The organism is Marasmitruncus massiliensis (assembly GCF_900186535.1).
Lineage (GTDB): Bacteria > Bacillota > Clostridia > Oscillospirales > Ruminococcaceae > Anaerotruncus > Anaerotruncus massiliensis_A.
On the sequence record NZ_FYDE01000004.1, the window covers coordinates 115,528 to 133,890 of the forward strand.

Consider the following 18,363-nt stretch of genomic DNA (forward strand, 5'->3'; position numbering starts at 1 on the left):
TTAGAGAAAACCAGGAGAAGAACTATGAGAGTAATCACCGGAACAGCGCGCAACGCGCGTCTGGAAGCGCCGGAAGGGCTTACCACCCGCCCGACTTCCGATATGGCAAAGGAAGCGATCTTCAGCATTCTTCATTTTGATTTGGAGCAGGCCGCCGTGCTGGATTTATTTGCCGGCAGCGGGCAGCTGGGCATTGAGGCGCTTTCACGCGGGGCGAAGTCCTGTATTTTTGTGGATACCTCGCGCGAGGCGCAGGAGGTCATCCGCCGCAACCTCGCCGCAACCAAGCTGTCGCCCCAAGCGCGCGTGGCCGCCATGGAAGCCTCCGCGTTTCTGAACGGAACATCGGAGCGGTTTGATATCGCTCTCCTCGACCCGCCGTACGGGCAGGACTTGATTCCGGCTGTGCTGCCAAAGCTGGCGGAAAAGATGAAGGACAGCGGCATCATTGTCTGTGAGAGTGAGCGCGGCGAAACCCTGCCGGAACGGGCGGGGGATTTTTGCGTTTTAAAAATCTACCGGTATGGCAAAGCCAAAATCACCACCTATAAAAAGCAACAGGAAGAGGGAAAATGAATGGAGCGAATCGCAATCTGCCCCGGCAGCTTTGACCCGATCACCAATGGGCATGAAGACATCATCCGCCGGGCCAGCCTGCTGTTCGACAGGGTGATTGTCGTGGTGGCGCCCAACGCCGTCAAGCATCCGGTATTTTCGGTGGATGAGCGTGTTGCGTTGATCCAGACTGTCTGCGGGAACATTCCCAATGTAGAGGTGGACAAGTTTGACGGGCTTTTGGTGGATTATGTCAGGCAGAAATCCGCCTGCGCCATCGTGAAAGGCCTGCGGGCCGTCAGTGACTTTGATTACGAATTCCAGATGGCGCTTGCCAATAAAAAAATGATGCCTTATGCGGAAACGGTGTTTTTGACACCCAGCAGCGACAATATGTATCTTTCCTCGAGCCTGGTGCGGCAAATCGCGCAGTACGGCGGGGATATCAGCGGATTTGTGCCCCGCTCGGTGCTCAAACCGATTTTGGTGCGTATGTGTCCCGGCGAGGACATTCAAAATAAACTGATCATCTAGTGAGGAGTGAATGGTAATGAATATTGATGAAATACTGGATGTGATTGACGAACTGCTCGACCGCTCCTGGAGCCTGCCGCTTTCCGGCGGAAGGTGTGTTGTGGACGCTGACAAGGTAAGAGATCTGATTGACGACATCCGCCTGAATATCCCTGCCGAAATCAAGCAGGCCAAGGCGATCGTTTCCGACCGTACCGATATTATAGAGAGCGCCAAGAAAGAGGCCGAACAGGTGGTCCGGAAAGCCGAGGAACGCGCGCGCAGCCTTGTTTCACAGGAAGAGGTTGTGAAAGCGGCGCAGGCAAAGGCATCCGAAATCCTCTCCCAGGCACAGATGAAGTCGCGGGAAATCCGTCAGGCCGCGCAGGAATTTTCCGACAACTGCCTGCTCAAAACCGAGGAGGTGCTTGTTAAATCGCTTACGGAGATCAAGGCGACCAGGCAGGCATTCCGTAACGCTACCAGCCGCTGACAGAAAAGGAGGGGGAACCCTCCTTTTTCATGTGGCCCTCGGGATTTGCGCTGTCCACCACAAAAATATGCCAAATAAAATCGGATAATCATTAGAACAAATGTTCCGATTCGCTTGCTTTTTACACCCGAACCATGTATAATACGGATATGTATGATGAATATGGAGGGTATCAGCGATGGCGGATAAAAAATCGGGCCCGGTAACTGAGCGTAAAACAAACTTTACGTCGGAGGACAAACAAAAGGCACTGGAGACGGCGCTCGGCCAGATTGAAAAGCAGTTCGGCAAGGGCGCAGTGATGAAGCTGGGACAGAACAGCACGCTGAATGTGGAGTCGATTTCCACCGGTTCGCTGTCTCTTGATCTGGCGCTTGGAATCGGCGGCGTTCCCAAAGGGCGCATTATTGAAATCTTTGGACCGGAAAGCTCCGGTAAAACGACGGTGGCCCTCCATGTCGTCGCAGAGGCGCAAAAAGCGGGCGGCGACGCTGTTTTTATTGATGTGGAACATGCTCTGGACCCTGTTTATGCACAGGCGCTTGGAGTTGATATTGATTCCCTTCTGGTTTCCCAGCCGGATACCGGCGAACAGACTTTGGAAATCGCCGAAGCGCTGGTGCGTTCCGGCGCGATTGACGTCGTGGTCATCGACTCGGTCGCGGCCATGGTAACCAAAGCGGAAATTGAGGGGGAAATGGGCGAAAGCCACGTGGGCGTGCAGGCAAGGCTGATGTCGCAGGCGCTGCGCAAGTTGACCGGCGCAATCAGCAAATCCAACTGCATTGTAATTTTTATCAACCAGTTGCGTGAAAAGATCGGCGTGATGTACGGCAATCCCGAAACGACCCCCGGCGGGCGGGCGCTGAAATTTTACGCTTCGGTGCGGCTGGATGTCCGCCGCATTGAAACGCTGAAAAACGGAACCGAGATGATCGGCAACCGGACGCGCGTCAAAGTGGTGAAAAACAAGGTGGCGCCGCCCTTCAAAGAAGCGGAATTCGACATCATGTACGGTACCGGTATTTCCAAGGTGGGGGAAATTCTTGATCTGGCTGTCCGTCTTGAAATCATCAACCGCAGCGGCACCTGGTTCAATTACGGCGAGGTGCGTTTGGGACAGGGACGGGATAATGCAAAGACCTTTTTAAGGGATAATCCTGAAATTGCCGCGGAGATAGAGACAAAGGTCCGCTCGAATGCGGATCAGCTGATCAAGTCCTCGAAGGCGGCAGCCGGGAAAAAACCTGTGAAAGTCGGTTCTGCGCTGGCAGAGGATGCCCCGTCTGCGCCGTCGGTCAATATTGATGTCGAAGCGGACGATTAACCATGCGGATCACTGACTTTAAAAAAACCAAGCAGGGCAGGATCGCGCTGTTTGCGGACGGCGGGTTTCTGTTCAGCGTACATCCGGATACGTTTGCGTCGATGGGGCTTTGTGTGGGCAGCGAGCTTGACGAGGATGCCCTTCGAGAGCTGGAAGCGGAGACGGAGCTGAAAAAAGCAAAAGATAAAGCGCTCACGCTGCTTTCCTATAAGGAATATACCACGCATCAGCTGGAAGACCGGCTGTTGCGGCATGTGCAGGACGACGCGGCGCAGCAGGCAGTCCACAGGATGGAAGAACTGGGGCTGCTTGACGACGACGATTATGCAGTCCGCTTTGCCCGGGATCTTTCGCAGCGCAAACAGTTTGGCATTTTGCGGATCAGGCAGGAGATGCGCCGCCGCGGACTATCCGAAGAACAGATCAGCTACGCGGTCTCTCTGCTGGAGGATAACCCGGAGGAGCAGGTGCGGGAACTGCTGGAGAAAAAGTACCCGGCGGCGTGGGAAGACGAGAAGGTAAAAAGGCGCGCATTTTCCGCAATGGTGCGAATGGGCTATCGTACCGAGGATATTCGCAGAGTTTTGCGCATAAAAGAATAGTAAGGATATGAAATGGAGAAGATAATGGCAATCAAAGTTGGAATGGTTTCCCTCGGCTGTTCAAAAAATCAGGTGGATGCAGAACTGCTGCTTGCGCTCGTGGTGAAGGGCGGTTATGAAATCTGCACAAACCCGGAGCAGTGCGACGTGGTAATTATCAATACCTGCGGATTTATTGAGGACGCGAAAAAAGAAAGCATTGAGAATATCCTCGAGTTCTGTCAGATGAAAAACGAGGGGAAAATCAAGGTGGTCGCGGTTACCGGATGTCTGGCTGAACGCTACCGCGACCAGGTGGCCGGAGAAATTCCGGAAGCAGACGTCGTGCTCGGTATCGGCAGAAATGCGGACATTGCCGGGGCCATCGATGCCGCGCTCCATGGTAAAAAAACCGTGGCGTTCGGTGAAAAGAATGCTTTGCCGCTGGAGGGAGAACGCATCCTTGCCAACCAGCCGTTTTACGCTTATCTGAAGGTGGCGGACGGCTGCGACAACCGGTGTTCCTACTGTGCCATTCCGCTGATCCGCGGCAATTTCCGTTCACGCCCTGTCGGGCAGGTTGTAGAAGAAGCGAAAAGACTGGCGGCGCGCGGGGTTACCGAGCTGAATGTTGTCGCGCAGGATACTACGCGCTATGGAGAGGATTTATACGGCAGGCTGATGCTGCCGGAGCTTCTGGAAGCGCTGTGTGAAATTGACGGGATCAGGTGGGTCCGCGTGCTGTACTGCTACCCGGATCGTATTACCGACCGCCTGCTGGACGTGATGGCAAAGGAAGAAAAGGTTGTCAAATATATGGATATTCCCATTCAGCATGTCAGCGGACGCATTCTCAGGCTGATGAACCGGCGCGGTGGCGCGCAAAGCCTGGAGAGTCTGATGAGAAAGATCCGGGAGAAAATCCCCGGCGTTGTGCTCAGAACCACGATGATTACCGGGTTCCCGACGGAAAGCGAAGAGGACTTTGCCGAGATGATCGAATTTATCAGAAAAGTTAAATTTGAGCGTCTGGGATGCTTCGCTTATTCCTGTGAGGAAGATACGCCGGCTTATGAGATGGACGGCCAAATCGACGAGGAGGTCAAACGGCGCCGCGCGGATCTGGTCATGGAGACGCAGTACCCCATTGTGGAGGCCTTCAATCAGAGCCAGATCGGGCGTGTCCTGACGGTTGCCGTGGAAGGGCATGAAAGAAATGTTTATTATGGGCGCAGCTATATGGATGCCCCCGATATTGATACCAGGGTTTATTTCACAAGCAGCAAGAAACCGCGTATCGGCGATTATGTAGAGGTGGAAGTTACCGGTACGGAAGAATATGATCTGGCAGGAAAGGCGCTGGAGTAATATGAATTTACCGAATAAGCTCACTGTGCTGAGGATGGCGTTGATTCCGGTGTTTCTGGTTTTTGTGATGTTTTACACAATACCGCATAACTATCTGTGGGCCGCTGTGATATTTGCCGCGGCTTCCTTTACGGATTATCTCGACGGGCATATTGCCCGGAGGGACCATTTGGTAACGGATTTCGGCAAGCTAATGGACCCCCTGGCCGATAAGCTGCTGATCTGCTCCGCAATGGTGTTTTTTGTGGGAATCGGATGGGCAACCTCTCTGGCGGTATTTATTATTTTGGCGCGGGAGTTTCTGGTGACTTCTGTGCGGCTGATCGCCGCCGAGCATGGCAGGGTGATTGCCGCCGACAGATGGGGCAAGCTGAAAACGGTGTTCCAGATTATCTGGGTGCTGTTCACGCTCCTCACCATGTGGACGGCGCACAGCCTGCTTGACCCGTCTGCTATACCTCCCGCGTGGATGGTTTACGGCGTGTTAATCCTGGAATGGGTTGTTGTGCTGCTGACGGTCTTTTCCGGATTCAATTATATCTGGAAAAACAGGGAGCTGTTTTCTGATGCAAAATAGTGCGGTTGGCACTTGCATTTAGTGAACGAATATGGTATAGTTTGCATAGAATAAAAAGGGGAAAATTCCCCTGTGTAAGAGGCGCTGACCGGGAGAAGTATCCGTTGGCTCCCCGCACCAGAGAAGACGCGTCACCGGCTGAAAACGCGTCTGGCGGGAAAAATGGAGAAGTGCGCCCGTGAGCTTGCCGCTTGAAAGGCGATAGAAGCTGAGTATGGCGGTACGTGACCCGCGTTAAGGGATTGAGCGATAAATTCGAAGTGGAACCGCGGATTCTTCCGCCTTCGTCCGAAAAACACGGACGAAGGCGTTTTTATTTTATAAAACCGCTGTCAGAGGGCGGATATCTGAACCTACAAGACCCAGTTAGCTGCCATGCGAGAATAACCGAAGGAGGAATCTTTTCGCTATGTTTGACTCAATTCGTAAAGATATAAAGGCAGTTCAGGAACGGGACCCCGCGGCACGCAGCAGTCTGGAGACCCTACTGCTTTCCAGCGGTCTGCACGCAATTATACTGCATCGTCCGGCGCACTGGCTTTATAAGCGCAGAGCGTATCTTCCTGCACGCATGCTCAGCCAGTTTTCGCGCTTTATGACCGGCATTGAAATTCACCCTGGCGCTCAGATCGGATCGGGAGTGATGATCGACCATGGTATGGGTGTGGTGATCGGTGAAACTGCGGAAGTTGGGGACGGCTGCACCATCTATCAGGGTGTTACGCTCGGCGGTACCGGCAAGGACAAAGGCAAACGCCATCCCACACTTGGGAAGAATGTGACGGTAGGTGCCGGCGCAAAGGTGCTCGGCCCCTTTAAGGTGGGAGACGGCTCCAAGGTCGCCGCGAACGCGGTCCTGCTGGAATCTATACCGCCCGACAGCACGGCGGTTGGCGTGCCCGCCCGTATAGCCCGCATCGCGGGGCGCAAACCCACCACCCTCGACCATGTCCACATTCCCGACCCGGTTGCGCAGGAAATCTGCCGTCTGCAGTTTCACATTGATAAGCTGGAAAAACGTTTGAGACAATTGGAAGAAGCACAGAATACAGCCAGACAATAAATACCGCCGCGTTGCCGGTGCAAGTGGCTGATGCCGCCTGTACCGGACCTTTTCCGCCCGAACCCATCAAAGAACTATAAAGGAGACTGGAAATGAAAATCTTCAATACCCTCACCCGACAAAAGGAAGAGTTTGTCCCTCTGGAACCGGGCAAGGTAAAAATGTATGCCTGTGGTCCGACGGTCTATAACTTTATCCATATCGGAAATGCCCGCCCGATCTGCGTCTTCGATACGCTGCGCCGCTATCTCGGGTATCGCGGCTATGCTGTTACCTTCGTTCAGAATTTCACGGATATTGATGATAAACTGATCAATAAAGCGAACGAAGAAGGAATCACTGTTAAGGAAGTCGCCGAGCGCTATATTGAAGAATATCTGACAGATACGAACGGGTTAGGAATTCGTCCCGCATCGATTCATCCGCGGGCGACGGAAAATATCGATACCATTATTGATATGGTGAAGACACTGGAGGACAAGGGCTTTGCCTATGCCGCGGAGGGCAGCGTTTATTTCCGTTCCAGACGGTTTCAGGAGTATGGGAAGCTGTCCCATCAGCCGCTGGAAGATCTGGAATCCGGTGCGCGTATTGACGTCAGCGACGTAAAAGAGGATCCGCTGGACTTTGTGCTCTGGAAAGCTGCCAAGCCCGGAGAGCCAAGCTGGCCGTCCCCCTGGGGAGAGGGACGCCCGGGCTGGCACATCGAGTGCAGCGCGATGATCCGCAAGCATCTCGGAGAGACGATTGATATCCACTGCGGTGGGCAGGATTTAATCTTTCCGCACCATGAAAACGAGATTGCGCAGAGCGAATGCTGTACCGGTGTGGAATACGTCCGCTACTGGATGCATAACGGTTATATCAATGTGGACAACCGCAAGATGAGCAAGTCGCTGAACAACTTCTTTACGACCCGGGAAGTGGCGAACAAATTCGGCTATGAGCCGATCAAATTTATGATGCTGCAGGCGCATTACCGCTCCCCGATCAACTACAGCCTTGAGGTCATTGAGCAATGCAAATCGGCGCTCGAGCGGCTTCATAACTGCCGTGACAACCTCGACTTTGTACTGAAAAACGCCTGTGATGCCCCGACTGAAGGGGAAGACGCGTTCATGAAGCAGATCGACAGCCGGGTGGCACAGTTTGTTGAAGCGATGGATGACGACCTGAACACAGCCGACGGTATTGCCGCGCTGTTTGAGATGGCGCGGGATATTAATACGTTTGTCAGTGAAACCCGCTCGAAAGCAGCCGTTTCCTACGCGATTGAAAAATTTGATGAACTGTGCGATGTCCTGGGCCTTCTTTATAACCGCAAGCCGAACACGCTGGACGAAGCGGTTGAGGCTTTAATTGAACAGCGGCAGGCTGCCAGAAAAGCGAAGAATTTTGCCGAGGCGGACCGGATCAGAGACCAGCTGACCGAAATGGGAATCCTGCTGAAGGATACCCCCCAAGGTGTCCAGTGGGGCAGAAAATAAGTTCCTAAGAAAAAGAAAAACGCCCGCGGCTTGTGGGCGTTTTTTCGTGGGTATCTTTTAACGGTCGTTCGTGAGTTTTGCTTTATCAAGCAGGAAGAAGACAAGCCCCATCAGCATACCGACGACGCATGCAAGCGCCATGCCTTTGATCTGGATGTTGCCTACGCTGACAGCAATGCCGGAAAGGCCGGTCACGAAGATAACGGAGGTCATGGCAAGGTTGCGCGACCTGCCGTAGTCCACACGCTGGTCAACGAGAATGCGGAGCCCGGAGGTGCCGATCATTCCGTAGAGCAAAAAGGAGATGCCGCCGATGACCGCACCGGGGATGGTGCTGATCAGGGCCGCCACGGGACCGACAAAGGAGAGGATGATCGAGAAGACCGCCGCGCCGCCGATGACCCAGACGCTGTATACGCCGGTAACCGCCATGACGCCGATGTTTTCGCCGTAGGTGGTGGTCGGGACAGAACCGATCATACCGGAAAGCGCGGTGGAAAAGTTATCGCCGAAGATGGAACGGTGCAGGCCGGGGTCCTTAATCAGGTTGCGGTCAACAATCTGGCTGGTGACCACCTGATGCCCGATGTGCTCGGAAAGAATCACCAGCAGAACCGGCATCATAACCGTGACGGCGCCGCCGTCAAACACGGGAAACTGAAAGTTGGGAAGTACAAAAAGCGGCGCATCCGATACGATTTTTGCGACATCCGCAAAACTGACCAGCCCGGTGGCAAAGCAGCTGATGTAACCGGCCACAATGGCTATTAGAATGGGGATGATGCTCAGGAATCCGCGGAATAGCACCTGACCGAAAACCGCGAAGCCCAGCGTTACGAGAAAAACGATCAGCGCGCGCGGGTCAATCTTTTCGACGCCGACTAATCCTGCGCTGGAAGCTGCCGTGCTGGAAAGTTCGAGGCCGATCAGCGCAACCACAGGGCCCATCGCCGCCGGAGGAAGCACAATATCGATCCAGTTGGTGCCGCACTTATAAATGATGAAAGCAACCACACAGCCGGCAAGTCCCACCGCAACAAAGCCGCCTTGCGCCGCACGGAATCCGGCCGGATGATTCTGAATCAGGTACAAGGTGGGTGCGATGAATGCAAAGGACGAGCCGAGATAGGCGGGCGCGCGCCCCTTTGTTACGGCAATGAACAGCAGGGTGCCTAAACCGTTCATAAACAGCACAATGGAGGAATTGATGCCGAACAGAAGCGGGACCAGAACAGACGCCCCGAACATCGCAAACATGTGCTGGAGGCTCAAAGGAATGAACTGCCCCAGAGGCGGTCTTTCATTGATACCGATGATTCTTTTAGAACTCATAAACACTCTCCTCATTTTTTGGTCTCAAACATACTTGTACTATTATAGCAAGCATTGCTTTCGATGGATAGCGTTCAGATTTCACAAACATTTGCAGGAAGAAATCATGAATCCTGCAAAATGTGGAGAAAATGGTTGCAGAAAGCAGATTTTTGTTGCATTGGGGAGAATTGTATGATAATATTATCATGAGTTTTTCTGAATGTTTGATAGAAATCCGGCTTGTTTTCAGGCAACGAAGCGTTTGTCTGCAATACGTTGTCGCTGCTGTCCTTCCGGGGTATTTCACCCGGGCGGGGCGGCGTTTTTTGCTTTTTATGGATGACAGGGCGGTTTCGCAGGAGGAAATCATGGGAAGAATAGGAAAGAGGAACCAGAGAAAAGGAAAAGCAAGATGATCCGCATATTTCATACGGCGGGCCTGGTTTGGCTGGCATCGGCTGCCCTTGCGCTGGGTCTTGGGTGGAACTCAGCGATCTGTTTGCTGTTTGGCGCGGTCCTGCTGGGAACTTTAGCGGTGGCCGGAAGAAAACTGCCGCGCGGGTTTGCTGTGTGTGCCGCTGCTTTCTGCGCCTGCATGTTTTCTGTCGCGGCCTACCGCGCCGCTGTGATTGCGCCGTCGGAACCTTATCAGGGCACCGTCCAAAGAATTACCGGTACGGTAACCGATCAGGTAGTCTACCAGAATTACAGGAGACTGAGCATCCGCACCTCCGGCGATCTTCCGAGGGGCTTGAAGAATGTCACCATCCGTGCGATCGACTTCAACGCACTTGATGTCGGTACCGGAGATGTGGTAAACTGTGTGGTAGAGCTGGAAAACGATCCGGAGCAGATGAACCGGCTTTACAGCGAAAATATCCGCTTTTCGGGGAGACTGACGGAAGCCCGGAAGACGGGAAATGCATCTCCATTCTCGGTTCGGCTGGCAGTTTGGCGTGACACCATGAGCCGGGGGATCACCAGGAATCTGACCGGTGAAGAAGGAACGGTGCTGTCCGCGATGCTGTTTGGCAGGACCGAACAGCTCCCTCCGGAGCTTCGGCGGGACTATTCCCGCGCCGGAGTTTCACACCTGCTCGCAGTTTCCGGGCTGCATCTTGCCGTTCTGGTGGTGCTGCTTTCCGGTTTCCTGCGTTTTCTGAAGTTGCCGCCGCGCCAAAGCGGCCTGTGCACGATGGCGGCTGTGCTGCTGTTTATGGGGCTTACGGGATTTTCACACTCCGTGACCCGCGCTGGAATTATGCTGCTTCTTCTGACTGCGGCGCAGCTGCTCGGCAGGGACGCCGATGCCCGGAATTCCCTGGGGCTTGCCGCAATTCTCATTCTTCTGCAAAACCCGTACGCCGTTTTCAGCGTAAGTTTTCAGCTGTCTTATCTCGCTACACTTGGAATTCTTACTTTTACAAAGCCGCTGGCGGGGTGGTACAGCCTCCAAGTCTGGAAAATCAGCCTGACGGAGCTGAAAAAACGCAGCCGCTGGCGCTACGCTATTCTTAACTGCTTGTCTGTATCCGTCTGCGCGAATTTTCTGACGCTGCCGGTCGTGTGCCGGGAGTTTGGCTATGTCTCTCTGGTTTCGCCAATGACAAATCTGCTGATTGCCGCTTTGGTGCCATTCGCGCTCGGCGGCGGAATGCTTTGCGGGCTGGCGGAGCTGTTTTCGGGGCTGAGGCTGCCCGGCAGGATTTTCGGGCTGGTAGGCGGGAGTGCCGTAAAAGGGATCAACTGGATCTCCAGATGGTGGTCGGGCCAGACATTCGCGGCTCTGCCGGTTACGGAGCGCTACCTGCTTGTCTGGGTTGTGGTCTGCGTATGCGTGGCGGTAGTGCTGTGGCATCTGCGCGCGGATGCTGCGGTGAAGCGCTATGCCGCCTGCCTTGCGGTGGTTTCACTCCTTGCGGGAGCTTTTTCGCAGAAAGTAACGGCAGGCAATGCCGTCTGGTTTGCGGCGGACGAATATGGCCAAAGCGTTGCGATTGCCTATGGGAAACAGGGAGCGTTGGTCGGCGCGCCGGATTCCGAACGTGCCGTGCAAAACCTTGCCGCGTTTTTTGCTGACCACGGCGTAACAGGAATCACGCTTTTGGTCGCGGAGAAGGACGCGCAGTTCGACCAGAACCCGACGGTTTCGCTGGCGAAAGCGATGCCGGTGGAAGCGACGGTCCCTCTGGATGAATCCTATGGATTTACGGCGGTACTGTTCGGAAATGTCAGAATTTCAGCCGAGGGAAAGGATGCCAGATCGGTTCTGATGGAAATCGGCGGGCTCAGTATCGTGAAGGAATTCAGGCAGCTTGCGCTGCCTGCGCATATCCTGTTCAATGGGCGCAATGAACTGATTGTCGACCCGCGCCTGCATATGAAAGTTCAGGACAGCTATTACGGCAGCAGTGTGTTTTCTGTCCGGCTGCCGAATGATCCGCTCATTGAACCGGAATCCGCCTTCTACGCATGGGGATAGCTTTTAAGAAAAGGGAACTGCTTTATGAAATTTCAACTGGAAAGTGATTTTTCCAAACATGTAAAAAGCCCCGAGCTCCTCCGGGTTTACCTGCTTTACGGGACGCAGGTCTATCTGATTGGGCTATATGAAAAGCTGCTGATGAAGAAAACACTCGGCAGCGCATACAGTGAATTCAACCTTCACCGTTTTCATAACGGCAACCTCGATATGCAGTCTTTTTTTGACGCTGTGGAGCAGCTGCCCATGTTCGCGGATTACCGGTGCGTCACGCTTGACCTCGATTTAGACAAGCTGGATGCCGGTTCCTTTTCGGAGCTGTGCAGCGTGCTCGCCGACCCTCCGCAAACCACAACTGTCATTATCACTGTAAAAAACCCGCCCTCAAAAAGAGAGCGGATCAATACTTTGATAAAAACCTGTGGCAAGTCAGGCGGGGTCGTGGAGTTGGAAGCGCGTAAAAGCGGCGACCTCTACCGCTTTTTGCGCGACCGTGCCCAAAAGAACGGCTGTGAGCTTTCCAGCGAAAACGCGGCTTATCTGGTGGAACGCTGTACGGACGACATGCAGCTGCTGTGGTCCGAGATGGAAAAGCTGTGCGCCTATGTAGGCAGCGGCACCATTACCCGCGAGGATATTGACGCGGTTGTAACCGTTGTCCTTCAGGCAAAAGTATTTGACCTGTCAAAAGCGATTCTGCGGGGTAATTTTTCCCGCGCGATGGAACTGGTGGATCAGCTGTCCGATCTGCGCGAACCTGCATCCAAGATATTGGCTGTTCTGGCAGGTTCTTTTGTAGATCTTTATCGCGGCTATACCGCCCGGCAGGCTGGTGTGACACCGGCTCAGGCAGCCATCGATCTCGGCTACGCAAAAAACCGGGAGTTTCTGATGAAAAACGCCATGGCGGACAGCGGAGCGTATACGGCGCCGCAGATCGGCAAAATGCTGGGCCTGCTCGCGGACGCGGATTTTGGGCTGAAAAGTACGGGCGGGGATGACCGGGTATTGCTGGAGCAGACGATCGCAAAACTATTTTTGCTGGCAGAGAAAAAGTGAACCTATGAAGATGAAAGTAAAACAGGCCATTATTGTGGAAGGCAGATACGACCAGGCAAAGCTGAGCTCGCTGGTCGATGCAACCATTTTGACAACCGGGGGATTTGATATCTTCCGGGATAAAAAGAAGCTGGCGCTTTTTCGCGCGCTGGCGGAAAAAGACGGGATTATTATTTTGACGGATTCCGACGCGGCAGGATTTCGCATCCGAAGCTATATCGCGGGCGCCGTAGACACCGACAAGATCATACATGTCTATATTCCTGACCTGCTCGGCAAGGAACGGCGGAAGACCCAGCCGTCTGCTGAAGGGAAGCTGGGTGTGGAAGGGATTCCCGCCGATCTCCTGCTGGAAGCGTTCCGGCGCGCCGGCGTTTCGGTGGAAAACAGCGGGACTTCCGCAAAGGACGGCGACCCGGTGACCAAGGCGGACTTCGTGGAATGGGGATTGTCCGGTGGGGAGAACAGCTTTGCACTGCGCCAACAGCTTCTGAATCGACTGCGGCTGCCCGCGCGGATGAATGCCAATGCACTGCTTAAAGTGGTGAATTCCCTGTATTCCCGCTCACAGGTACAACAGATTCTGAAAGAATTGCAATAGGGTTTTCAGTTGGCAGGCACAGCCTGCCTGTGGAAGGGGGTGGAGTCCATGCATATGTTCAGCTTGTCCTTTGTTTACCTTTTTCTCCCCGCAATGCTTTTGCTGTGCCTGTTATTGCCGGTACGGCTGCGGCCTGTATTTTTAACAGCGGTTTCTGCGGCCTATTACCTGCTGCTCGAAAGGGAGAACCTGATTTTGTTGGCGGGCGTGATTCTGTTTGACTATGGGATGGCTCTGCTGATGAGTCGATGCCGGGACTTTCAGCGTCTCAGAAAAGCGATCATGGTCTGTTCGGTTGTAAAAAGTATTGTGCTGATTGCCTATTACAGTGTCGTGAATCAGCTGAACGGAACGCATGTACCGCTCGGGCTGGGGGTTTACTGCCTGACTTCCATGGGATATATGCTGGAATGTTATCGGGGAAGCATCAGCTGCGAACGCAGTCTGATGAAGTATGCCCTCTTTGCCGGTTTTTTCCCGAAGCTCTACGCCGGGCCGCTGGTAAGTTACAGCCGTCTGATGCCGCAGATTGATTCCATGCGCGTAACTTTGAAAAAAATAGGGCAGGGTGCCAGTTTCTTTATCCGGGGCCTCGCCAAAAAAGTGATTCTTGGCGATACGATGTTAACTCTGTTTCAGTCACTTCAGGCGATTCCGACCTATGATACTACGGTGCTGACAGTTTGGTCCATGGTCGTGGCAATGGCGTTCGCCGCCTATTTTATTTTATCCGGACTGTGCGATATGGCAAAAGGTCTGGGGCTGATGTTTGGCATGGAGCTACCGGATAATTTCAGCAATCCGTATTGTTCTCTGAGCGTCAATGAGTTTTTTGGCCGGTTTAATATCACCGTCAATCGTTTTCTGCGCCGTCATGTTTATTTGAATCTCGGTGCAACGCAGGGAAGCATGATTTCCGGTATATTCAATATTTTGCTGGTGACGATTTTGATGGGACTGTGGTTCGGCGTCAGCGTCAACCTGCTTTTATGGGGCGTTTACTTCACCGTTTTTATTATCCTCGAACGATACGTACTGCTGAAATATATTGATTTTATTTCACCGCTTTTCCGATGGATTTACTGTTTGGCTGTGGTACTGGTTTCTTTTGCAATCTTTATCGGAAAAACTCCGTCGGGTTCCCTTGAATATCTAAAAATTATGTTTGGATTTGGCAACAATGTGGCGGCATTTGACGACCGTATTTTATATCTGCTGGCTTCCAATTATTTGGCGTTACTCGTGTCTGCCATCTGCTCCGGCAATCTTCCGGGGAAACTTCTTGCAATTATAAAAAAGCATGCGCCGAAATTGGGAGATGTGGCATCCATAATTTTTGATGTGGTTATATTGATGCTGGCAACAGCATTTTTGCTGTAATGATGCACGAATATGAAGGTTAAGGAGGGCAGTTTATGAAAGACAGAATTGTTGGGGTTCTCTTTCTGCTGGCGCTGATTGCTGTGCCGGTATTTCTTCTTTCGGTTTCTGCCTTTTCGACGGTTGATTTATCCGCAGGGAACTCTCCGGAAAAGATAGAAAAATCTGTCGCGGAGAACTTTCCGGCTTCAGAGTCATTGAGACGACTGCAGGTATCGCTTCGCTATTTGGGAGGAAATCAGGAGCAAAACGGCGTTTTTATCTCGGGCGATACCCTGATGCTGGATATCCAGCCTTCTAAAGACTTGAAGGAAGCCAATGCTAATATGCAGGCGATCAAAAACTTTGTGCGGAGTTTTGAATGTCCCAGCTATCTGATGCTGATACCCACGGCAAGTGTTATCCAACAGGATAAGGTGCCGCACTATGCGGAAATTTATGATCAGAAAGCCTTTATTGACGAGGCCTATCGGCGCCTCTCGGGCTTTGTAAACGCTATCGATGTATATCCCACCCTGTTTAGCCACCAGGATGAGTACCTTTACTATCGTACTGATAATACCATAACTGGTTTGGGCGGGTATTATGTCTATACAGCCGCATCGAAAAAATTGGGAGACTGGCGGGTCAGGGGGCTGGAAGAATTCGATGTGGATCATATGGACTACAACTATTACGGAGATCTTTATAAACGGTCGCCATATCGGGAAATTACGCCGGACCGGGTTTCCGCGTATATTTTTTCGAAATATCGCCGTTATTATATAGTGACCCATTATGACACCGATGGGCCCCGCCGCTATTACACGCTTTATCCCGGCTGGAAAAAACAGCTCGGCGGTACAATGGATGTTCTTCTGGGCGGTATGTCTCCGGTCATTGATATCTCTGTTACCAATTCCCAGCAGGGAAGCCGCTTGTTGCTGTTTGGCGACCGTTCCGTGCAAAGCTATCTGCCGTTTCTCTTAATTAATTATGGGCGGGTAACGGTAGTTGACACCGAAAAGATAACTGCCGAACAGTTGAAAAACATCTCGGTTAAAAATTATAATCAGGTGCTCTTTGCCTATTCTGTGGACAGCTTTGTGTTGGGCAATCAGCTCTCTGCGCTGAAAGATCTGCCTGGTGCGTAACCACTTGACGAACGCGGAATAATATTGTATGATAATAAACGCACTCGCCGCAGTGGCGGAATCGGCAGACGCAAGGGACTTAAAATCCCTCGAGGGCAACCTCGTGACAGTTCAAGTCTGTTCTGCGGCACCAAAAAACTCTCACAAAGAGGAAAAGGACTCTATTCAGTTTTGAATAGAGTCCTTTTCCTCTTTAAGAATTGCAGAATACCATCGGGCAATGCAAATAATCCTAAATATAATAATTATATTACTGTGAAATTGTGAATTTCTTACAATCACACACAAATTCATCATAAATATCTGAATTTTACTTGTTCATATATTTTAAACATGAGATAATAAAATAAATGTTAACTATTACCAGTGGCAGGAGGAGAAAAAATATGCATATGAAACGGCAATTCAAGCGGATTTTGTCTCTGTTGTTATCTACTGCAACTATCTTAACGATGTCAGGATTGTGTCTGGCTGCAGAGCAGGATGATGGCGAAACACTGGATATAACATCATCCGATACCAGCAGCATTGAGCAGCCGTCTTCATCAGAAGATCATATTGATCCAGATTCATCAAGCAGCAGTGAAAGCAGCATACCATCTTCTGTGGAGTCGGAAAGTGAAGAGGTTGATGAAACATTACCATCAAGCAGCGAAACACCGGCGGAACTGACAGACCTCCCGGTTCCAGTCGTTAAGGAATATTCTACAGACAGTGACTACGTAAAAAGTAATGTGGAATATGATATCGATGCACAAGAGAATCCGGATATTTGGGGCGACGGGACGGTTGATTGGGCAGTACCAGAGGAGGACGGCTCTTTGGAAGATCTTACAGCCACCAACGTGTATCCCGCCTCGACTCTATATTTTCCCTTGGGGAAAGATATGTACACGAAGTTAAAGATTGGAACAGACCATTTGGTTGCACTGCAAGACTTAGACATTCAGTGGGATGACGATTACAAGGATCGCCCGTTTCTTTTGGACGTGGATAAAACAGAACATCCAGAGTTGATTAACGAAATCAGGATTATTACAGAAAAAAAGCTAGATGGAAAGTTGACCCGTACCTGCTATTTAAAGATTAAATTGAATGATTCCGATACTGTTGAGGATATTGAAACAACAGGTACAATCACTATTAAGGCACAAATGGACGCGGATAGCGACAATGGATCTACATATCAGACAGGTGATACCATTGTATTCAATTACTCTCTGACGATAGGCAATAAGCCTGTCAATAATGGCGCACATGTCCAAGTGGGAGACCGAGTCTATATGCAGCCTGATTCTAACGCAACAAATACATTAATATGGGACGACCAGCGCGCCGCAATTCAGTTTAGGACTGGCAGTAATCCGAATAAATGGTATGCTTATTTAACAACGGAAGCAAATCAGCAGGTGTACCAATCTTACAAGATTCAGGGTAGCGACCATTGGTTCTATAATTTTCCGGGTCGTCCAGTCTTTCCTTCTACATCACTAACAAAGTTGACGCTTGGCTTTCCTTGGAAGGGTACGGAAACAGCCCCTTCTCTCAACAATATCCATATTTATCAGATCAGCACAAACAACGAATTAACCGATGTCACAAATCACTTTACTTATGCAGAAAGCGGTGCCATAATTACTGGATGGACTATAAAGGTAAGAGATATAGGCTCTTATCTGATTACGGGACACGATTTGTTGTATTCACCTCCAGCCAATGACGGTGGCGGCGGCGGCCACTCCGGCGGCGGTGGAGGCGGTGGTGGCGGAGGCGGCGGTAAAGGCGGTGGAGGCGGGAGCGCTTCTGCAAACCTTGTCAAAGCTGCCACCGTGACCAAGAGTGCAACCGCTGCTGTAACGAATTCAATATCCAACGCGTTGAAAGCGAACCTGAAAACTACGGTAGCCAATATTCCGATTACCGCCGGTACGGAAATCTCTCCTGCGACCGTCAAGTCAGTTGTCAAAGCAATCAATGCCGCAGCAAAAAATAAAGGGGTAGTAATCACACCGGCCATGACACTTACCAAGACAAGCGCCGGTAAAGTTGTCAGCAGTATTTCCTTTAACCCGATGAAGTTCACCTCTTTAAAAAACGTGCAGCTGGGCGTTACTTTAGATGATAAGGCGTCCCGTACAGCGTTGTCGAAAGTTTACCAGAATAAAACACAGATGGTAAAATTCACGCAGACAGGCGTGTTCGGGATGGACGTCACGGTTATGGCAAAGCTGAACCTGACAGGTATAAATACCAAAACACTTCAGTTCTATACCTATGATCGTACAAAAAAGACACTGACTCAGATTGTCACTCCCAATTATTCAATCGATAAAAACGGATACCTGCACTTTACCACAAATATGGGGAACACAGTTGTCATTACGGACTCAGTTTTGCAGAAGAAAGCTTGACAATTGATGGACATCGCGA

General features: G+C 51.6%; 16 protein-coding genes, 1 tRNA gene and 1 other annotated feature. Of the genes, 16 read left to right on the forward strand and 1 reads right to left on the reverse strand.

All coding sequences use genetic code 11. The features are described from left to right. Positions 1–24: 24 nt before the first annotated feature. From rsmD to cysS, 9 genes are all read left to right on the forward strand, one after another. Positions 25–576, forward strand: a complete 552-nt coding sequence (gene rsmD, locus C1A10_RS04475; RefSeq protein WP_101909115.1) for a 16S rRNA (guanine(966)-N(2))-methyltransferase RsmD — start codon at positions 25–27, stop codon at positions 574–576. Continuing rightward, complete coding sequence (gene coaD / locus C1A10_RS04480) at positions 577–1,089, forward strand: pantetheine-phosphate adenylyltransferase (protein WP_101909116.1); 513 nt, start codon at positions 577–579, stop codon at positions 1,087–1,089. It abuts the gene before it with no gap. A gap of 16 nt (positions 1,090–1,105) precedes the next feature. Further along, the gene (locus C1A10_RS04485) at positions 1,106–1,561 is read left to right on the forward strand and encodes an ATPase (RefSeq protein WP_101909117.1); all 456 of its coding nucleotides are present in this window, start codon (positions 1,106–1,108) and stop codon (positions 1,559–1,561) included. Between the two features lie 178 nt (positions 1,562–1,739). Beyond that, positions 1,740–2,888, forward strand: coding sequence for a recombinase RecA (gene recA, locus C1A10_RS04490; RefSeq protein WP_101909118.1), 1,149 nt, complete (start codon positions 1,740–1,742; stop codon positions 2,886–2,888). 2 nt (positions 2,889–2,890) lie between these two features. Next, entirely contained in the window at positions 2,891–3,490 is a 600-nt protein-coding gene (locus C1A10_RS04495) for a regulatory protein RecX (protein ID WP_101909119.1), read from the forward strand. Positions 3,491–3,514: 24 nt separating this feature from the next. After that, complete coding sequence (gene rimO, locus C1A10_RS04500) at positions 3,515–4,837, forward strand: 30S ribosomal protein S12 methylthiotransferase RimO (protein WP_101909120.1); 1,323 nt, start codon at positions 3,515–3,517, stop codon at positions 4,835–4,837. A gap of 1 nt (position 4,838) precedes the next feature. Continuing rightward, positions 4,839–5,414: a CDP-diacylglycerol--glycerol-3-phosphate 3-phosphatidyltransferase gene (pgsA, locus tag C1A10_RS04505; RefSeq protein ID WP_101909121.1), complete on the forward strand. Its 576-nt coding sequence runs from the start codon at positions 4,839–4,841 to the stop codon at positions 5,412–5,414. Between the two features lie 75 nt (positions 5,415–5,489). Then, positions 5,490–5,703, forward strand: a binding site (T-box leader). A gap of 120 nt (positions 5,704–5,823) precedes the next feature. Next, on the forward strand, positions 5,824–6,477 hold the full coding sequence (epsC, locus tag C1A10_RS04510) for a serine O-acetyltransferase EpsC (RefSeq protein ID WP_101909122.1): 654 nt from the start codon (positions 5,824–5,826) through the stop codon (positions 6,475–6,477). 92 nt (positions 6,478–6,569) lie between these two features. Beyond that, positions 6,570–7,964, forward strand: coding sequence for a cysteine--tRNA ligase (cysS, locus tag C1A10_RS04515; RefSeq protein ID WP_101909123.1), 1,395 nt, complete (start codon positions 6,570–6,572; stop codon positions 7,962–7,964). Between the two features lie 57 nt (positions 7,965–8,021). On the opposite strand, the gene uraA is transcribed toward cysS, so the two are convergent. Beyond that, positions 8,022–9,296: a uracil permease gene (uraA, locus tag C1A10_RS04520; protein WP_101909124.1), complete on the reverse strand. Its 1,275-nt coding sequence runs from the start codon at positions 9,294–9,296 to the stop codon at positions 8,022–8,024. A gap of 394 nt (positions 9,297–9,690) precedes the next feature. Here uraA and C1A10_RS04530 point away from each other — a divergent pair, with 394 nt between their 5' ends. The 7 genes from C1A10_RS04530 (at position 9,691) to C1A10_RS18380 (ending at position 18,344) form a co-directional block, all read left to right on the forward strand. After that, on the forward strand, positions 9,691–11,760 hold the full coding sequence (locus tag C1A10_RS04530) for a ComEC/Rec2 family competence protein (protein WP_101909126.1): 2,070 nt from the start codon (positions 9,691–9,693) through the stop codon (positions 11,758–11,760). Between the two features lie 24 nt (positions 11,761–11,784). Next, positions 11,785–12,819, forward strand: a complete 1,035-nt coding sequence (gene holA, locus C1A10_RS04535) for a DNA polymerase III subunit delta (protein ID WP_101909127.1) — start codon at positions 11,785–11,787, stop codon at positions 12,817–12,819. A gap of 10 nt (positions 12,820–12,829) precedes the next feature. Next, positions 12,830–13,420, forward strand: a complete 591-nt coding sequence (locus C1A10_RS04540) for a ribonuclease M5 (RefSeq protein ID WP_242968831.1) — start codon at positions 12,830–12,832, stop codon at positions 13,418–13,420. Positions 13,421–13,468: 48 nt separating this feature from the next. After that, the gene (locus C1A10_RS04545) at positions 13,469–14,800 is read left to right on the forward strand and encodes an MBOAT family O-acyltransferase (protein WP_101909129.1); all 1,332 of its coding nucleotides are present in this window, start codon (positions 13,469–13,471) and stop codon (positions 14,798–14,800) included. A 35-nt stretch (positions 14,801–14,835) separates the two neighbouring features. Next, positions 14,836–15,933 (forward strand): DHHW family protein, encoded by a 1,098-nt coding sequence (locus C1A10_RS04550; RefSeq protein WP_101909130.1) that lies wholly within the window; start codon positions 14,836–14,838, stop codon positions 15,931–15,933. Positions 15,934–15,979: 46 nt separating this feature from the next. Then, a tRNA-Leu gene (locus C1A10_RS04555) sits at positions 15,980–16,066 on the forward strand. A 253-nt stretch (positions 16,067–16,319) separates the two neighbouring features. Next, the gene (locus C1A10_RS18380; protein ID WP_180950987.1) at positions 16,320–18,344 is read left to right on the forward strand and encodes a hypothetical protein; all 2,025 of its coding nucleotides are present in this window, start codon (positions 16,320–16,322) and stop codon (positions 18,342–18,344) included. The last annotated feature ends 19 nt before the right edge of the window (positions 18,345–18,363 follow it).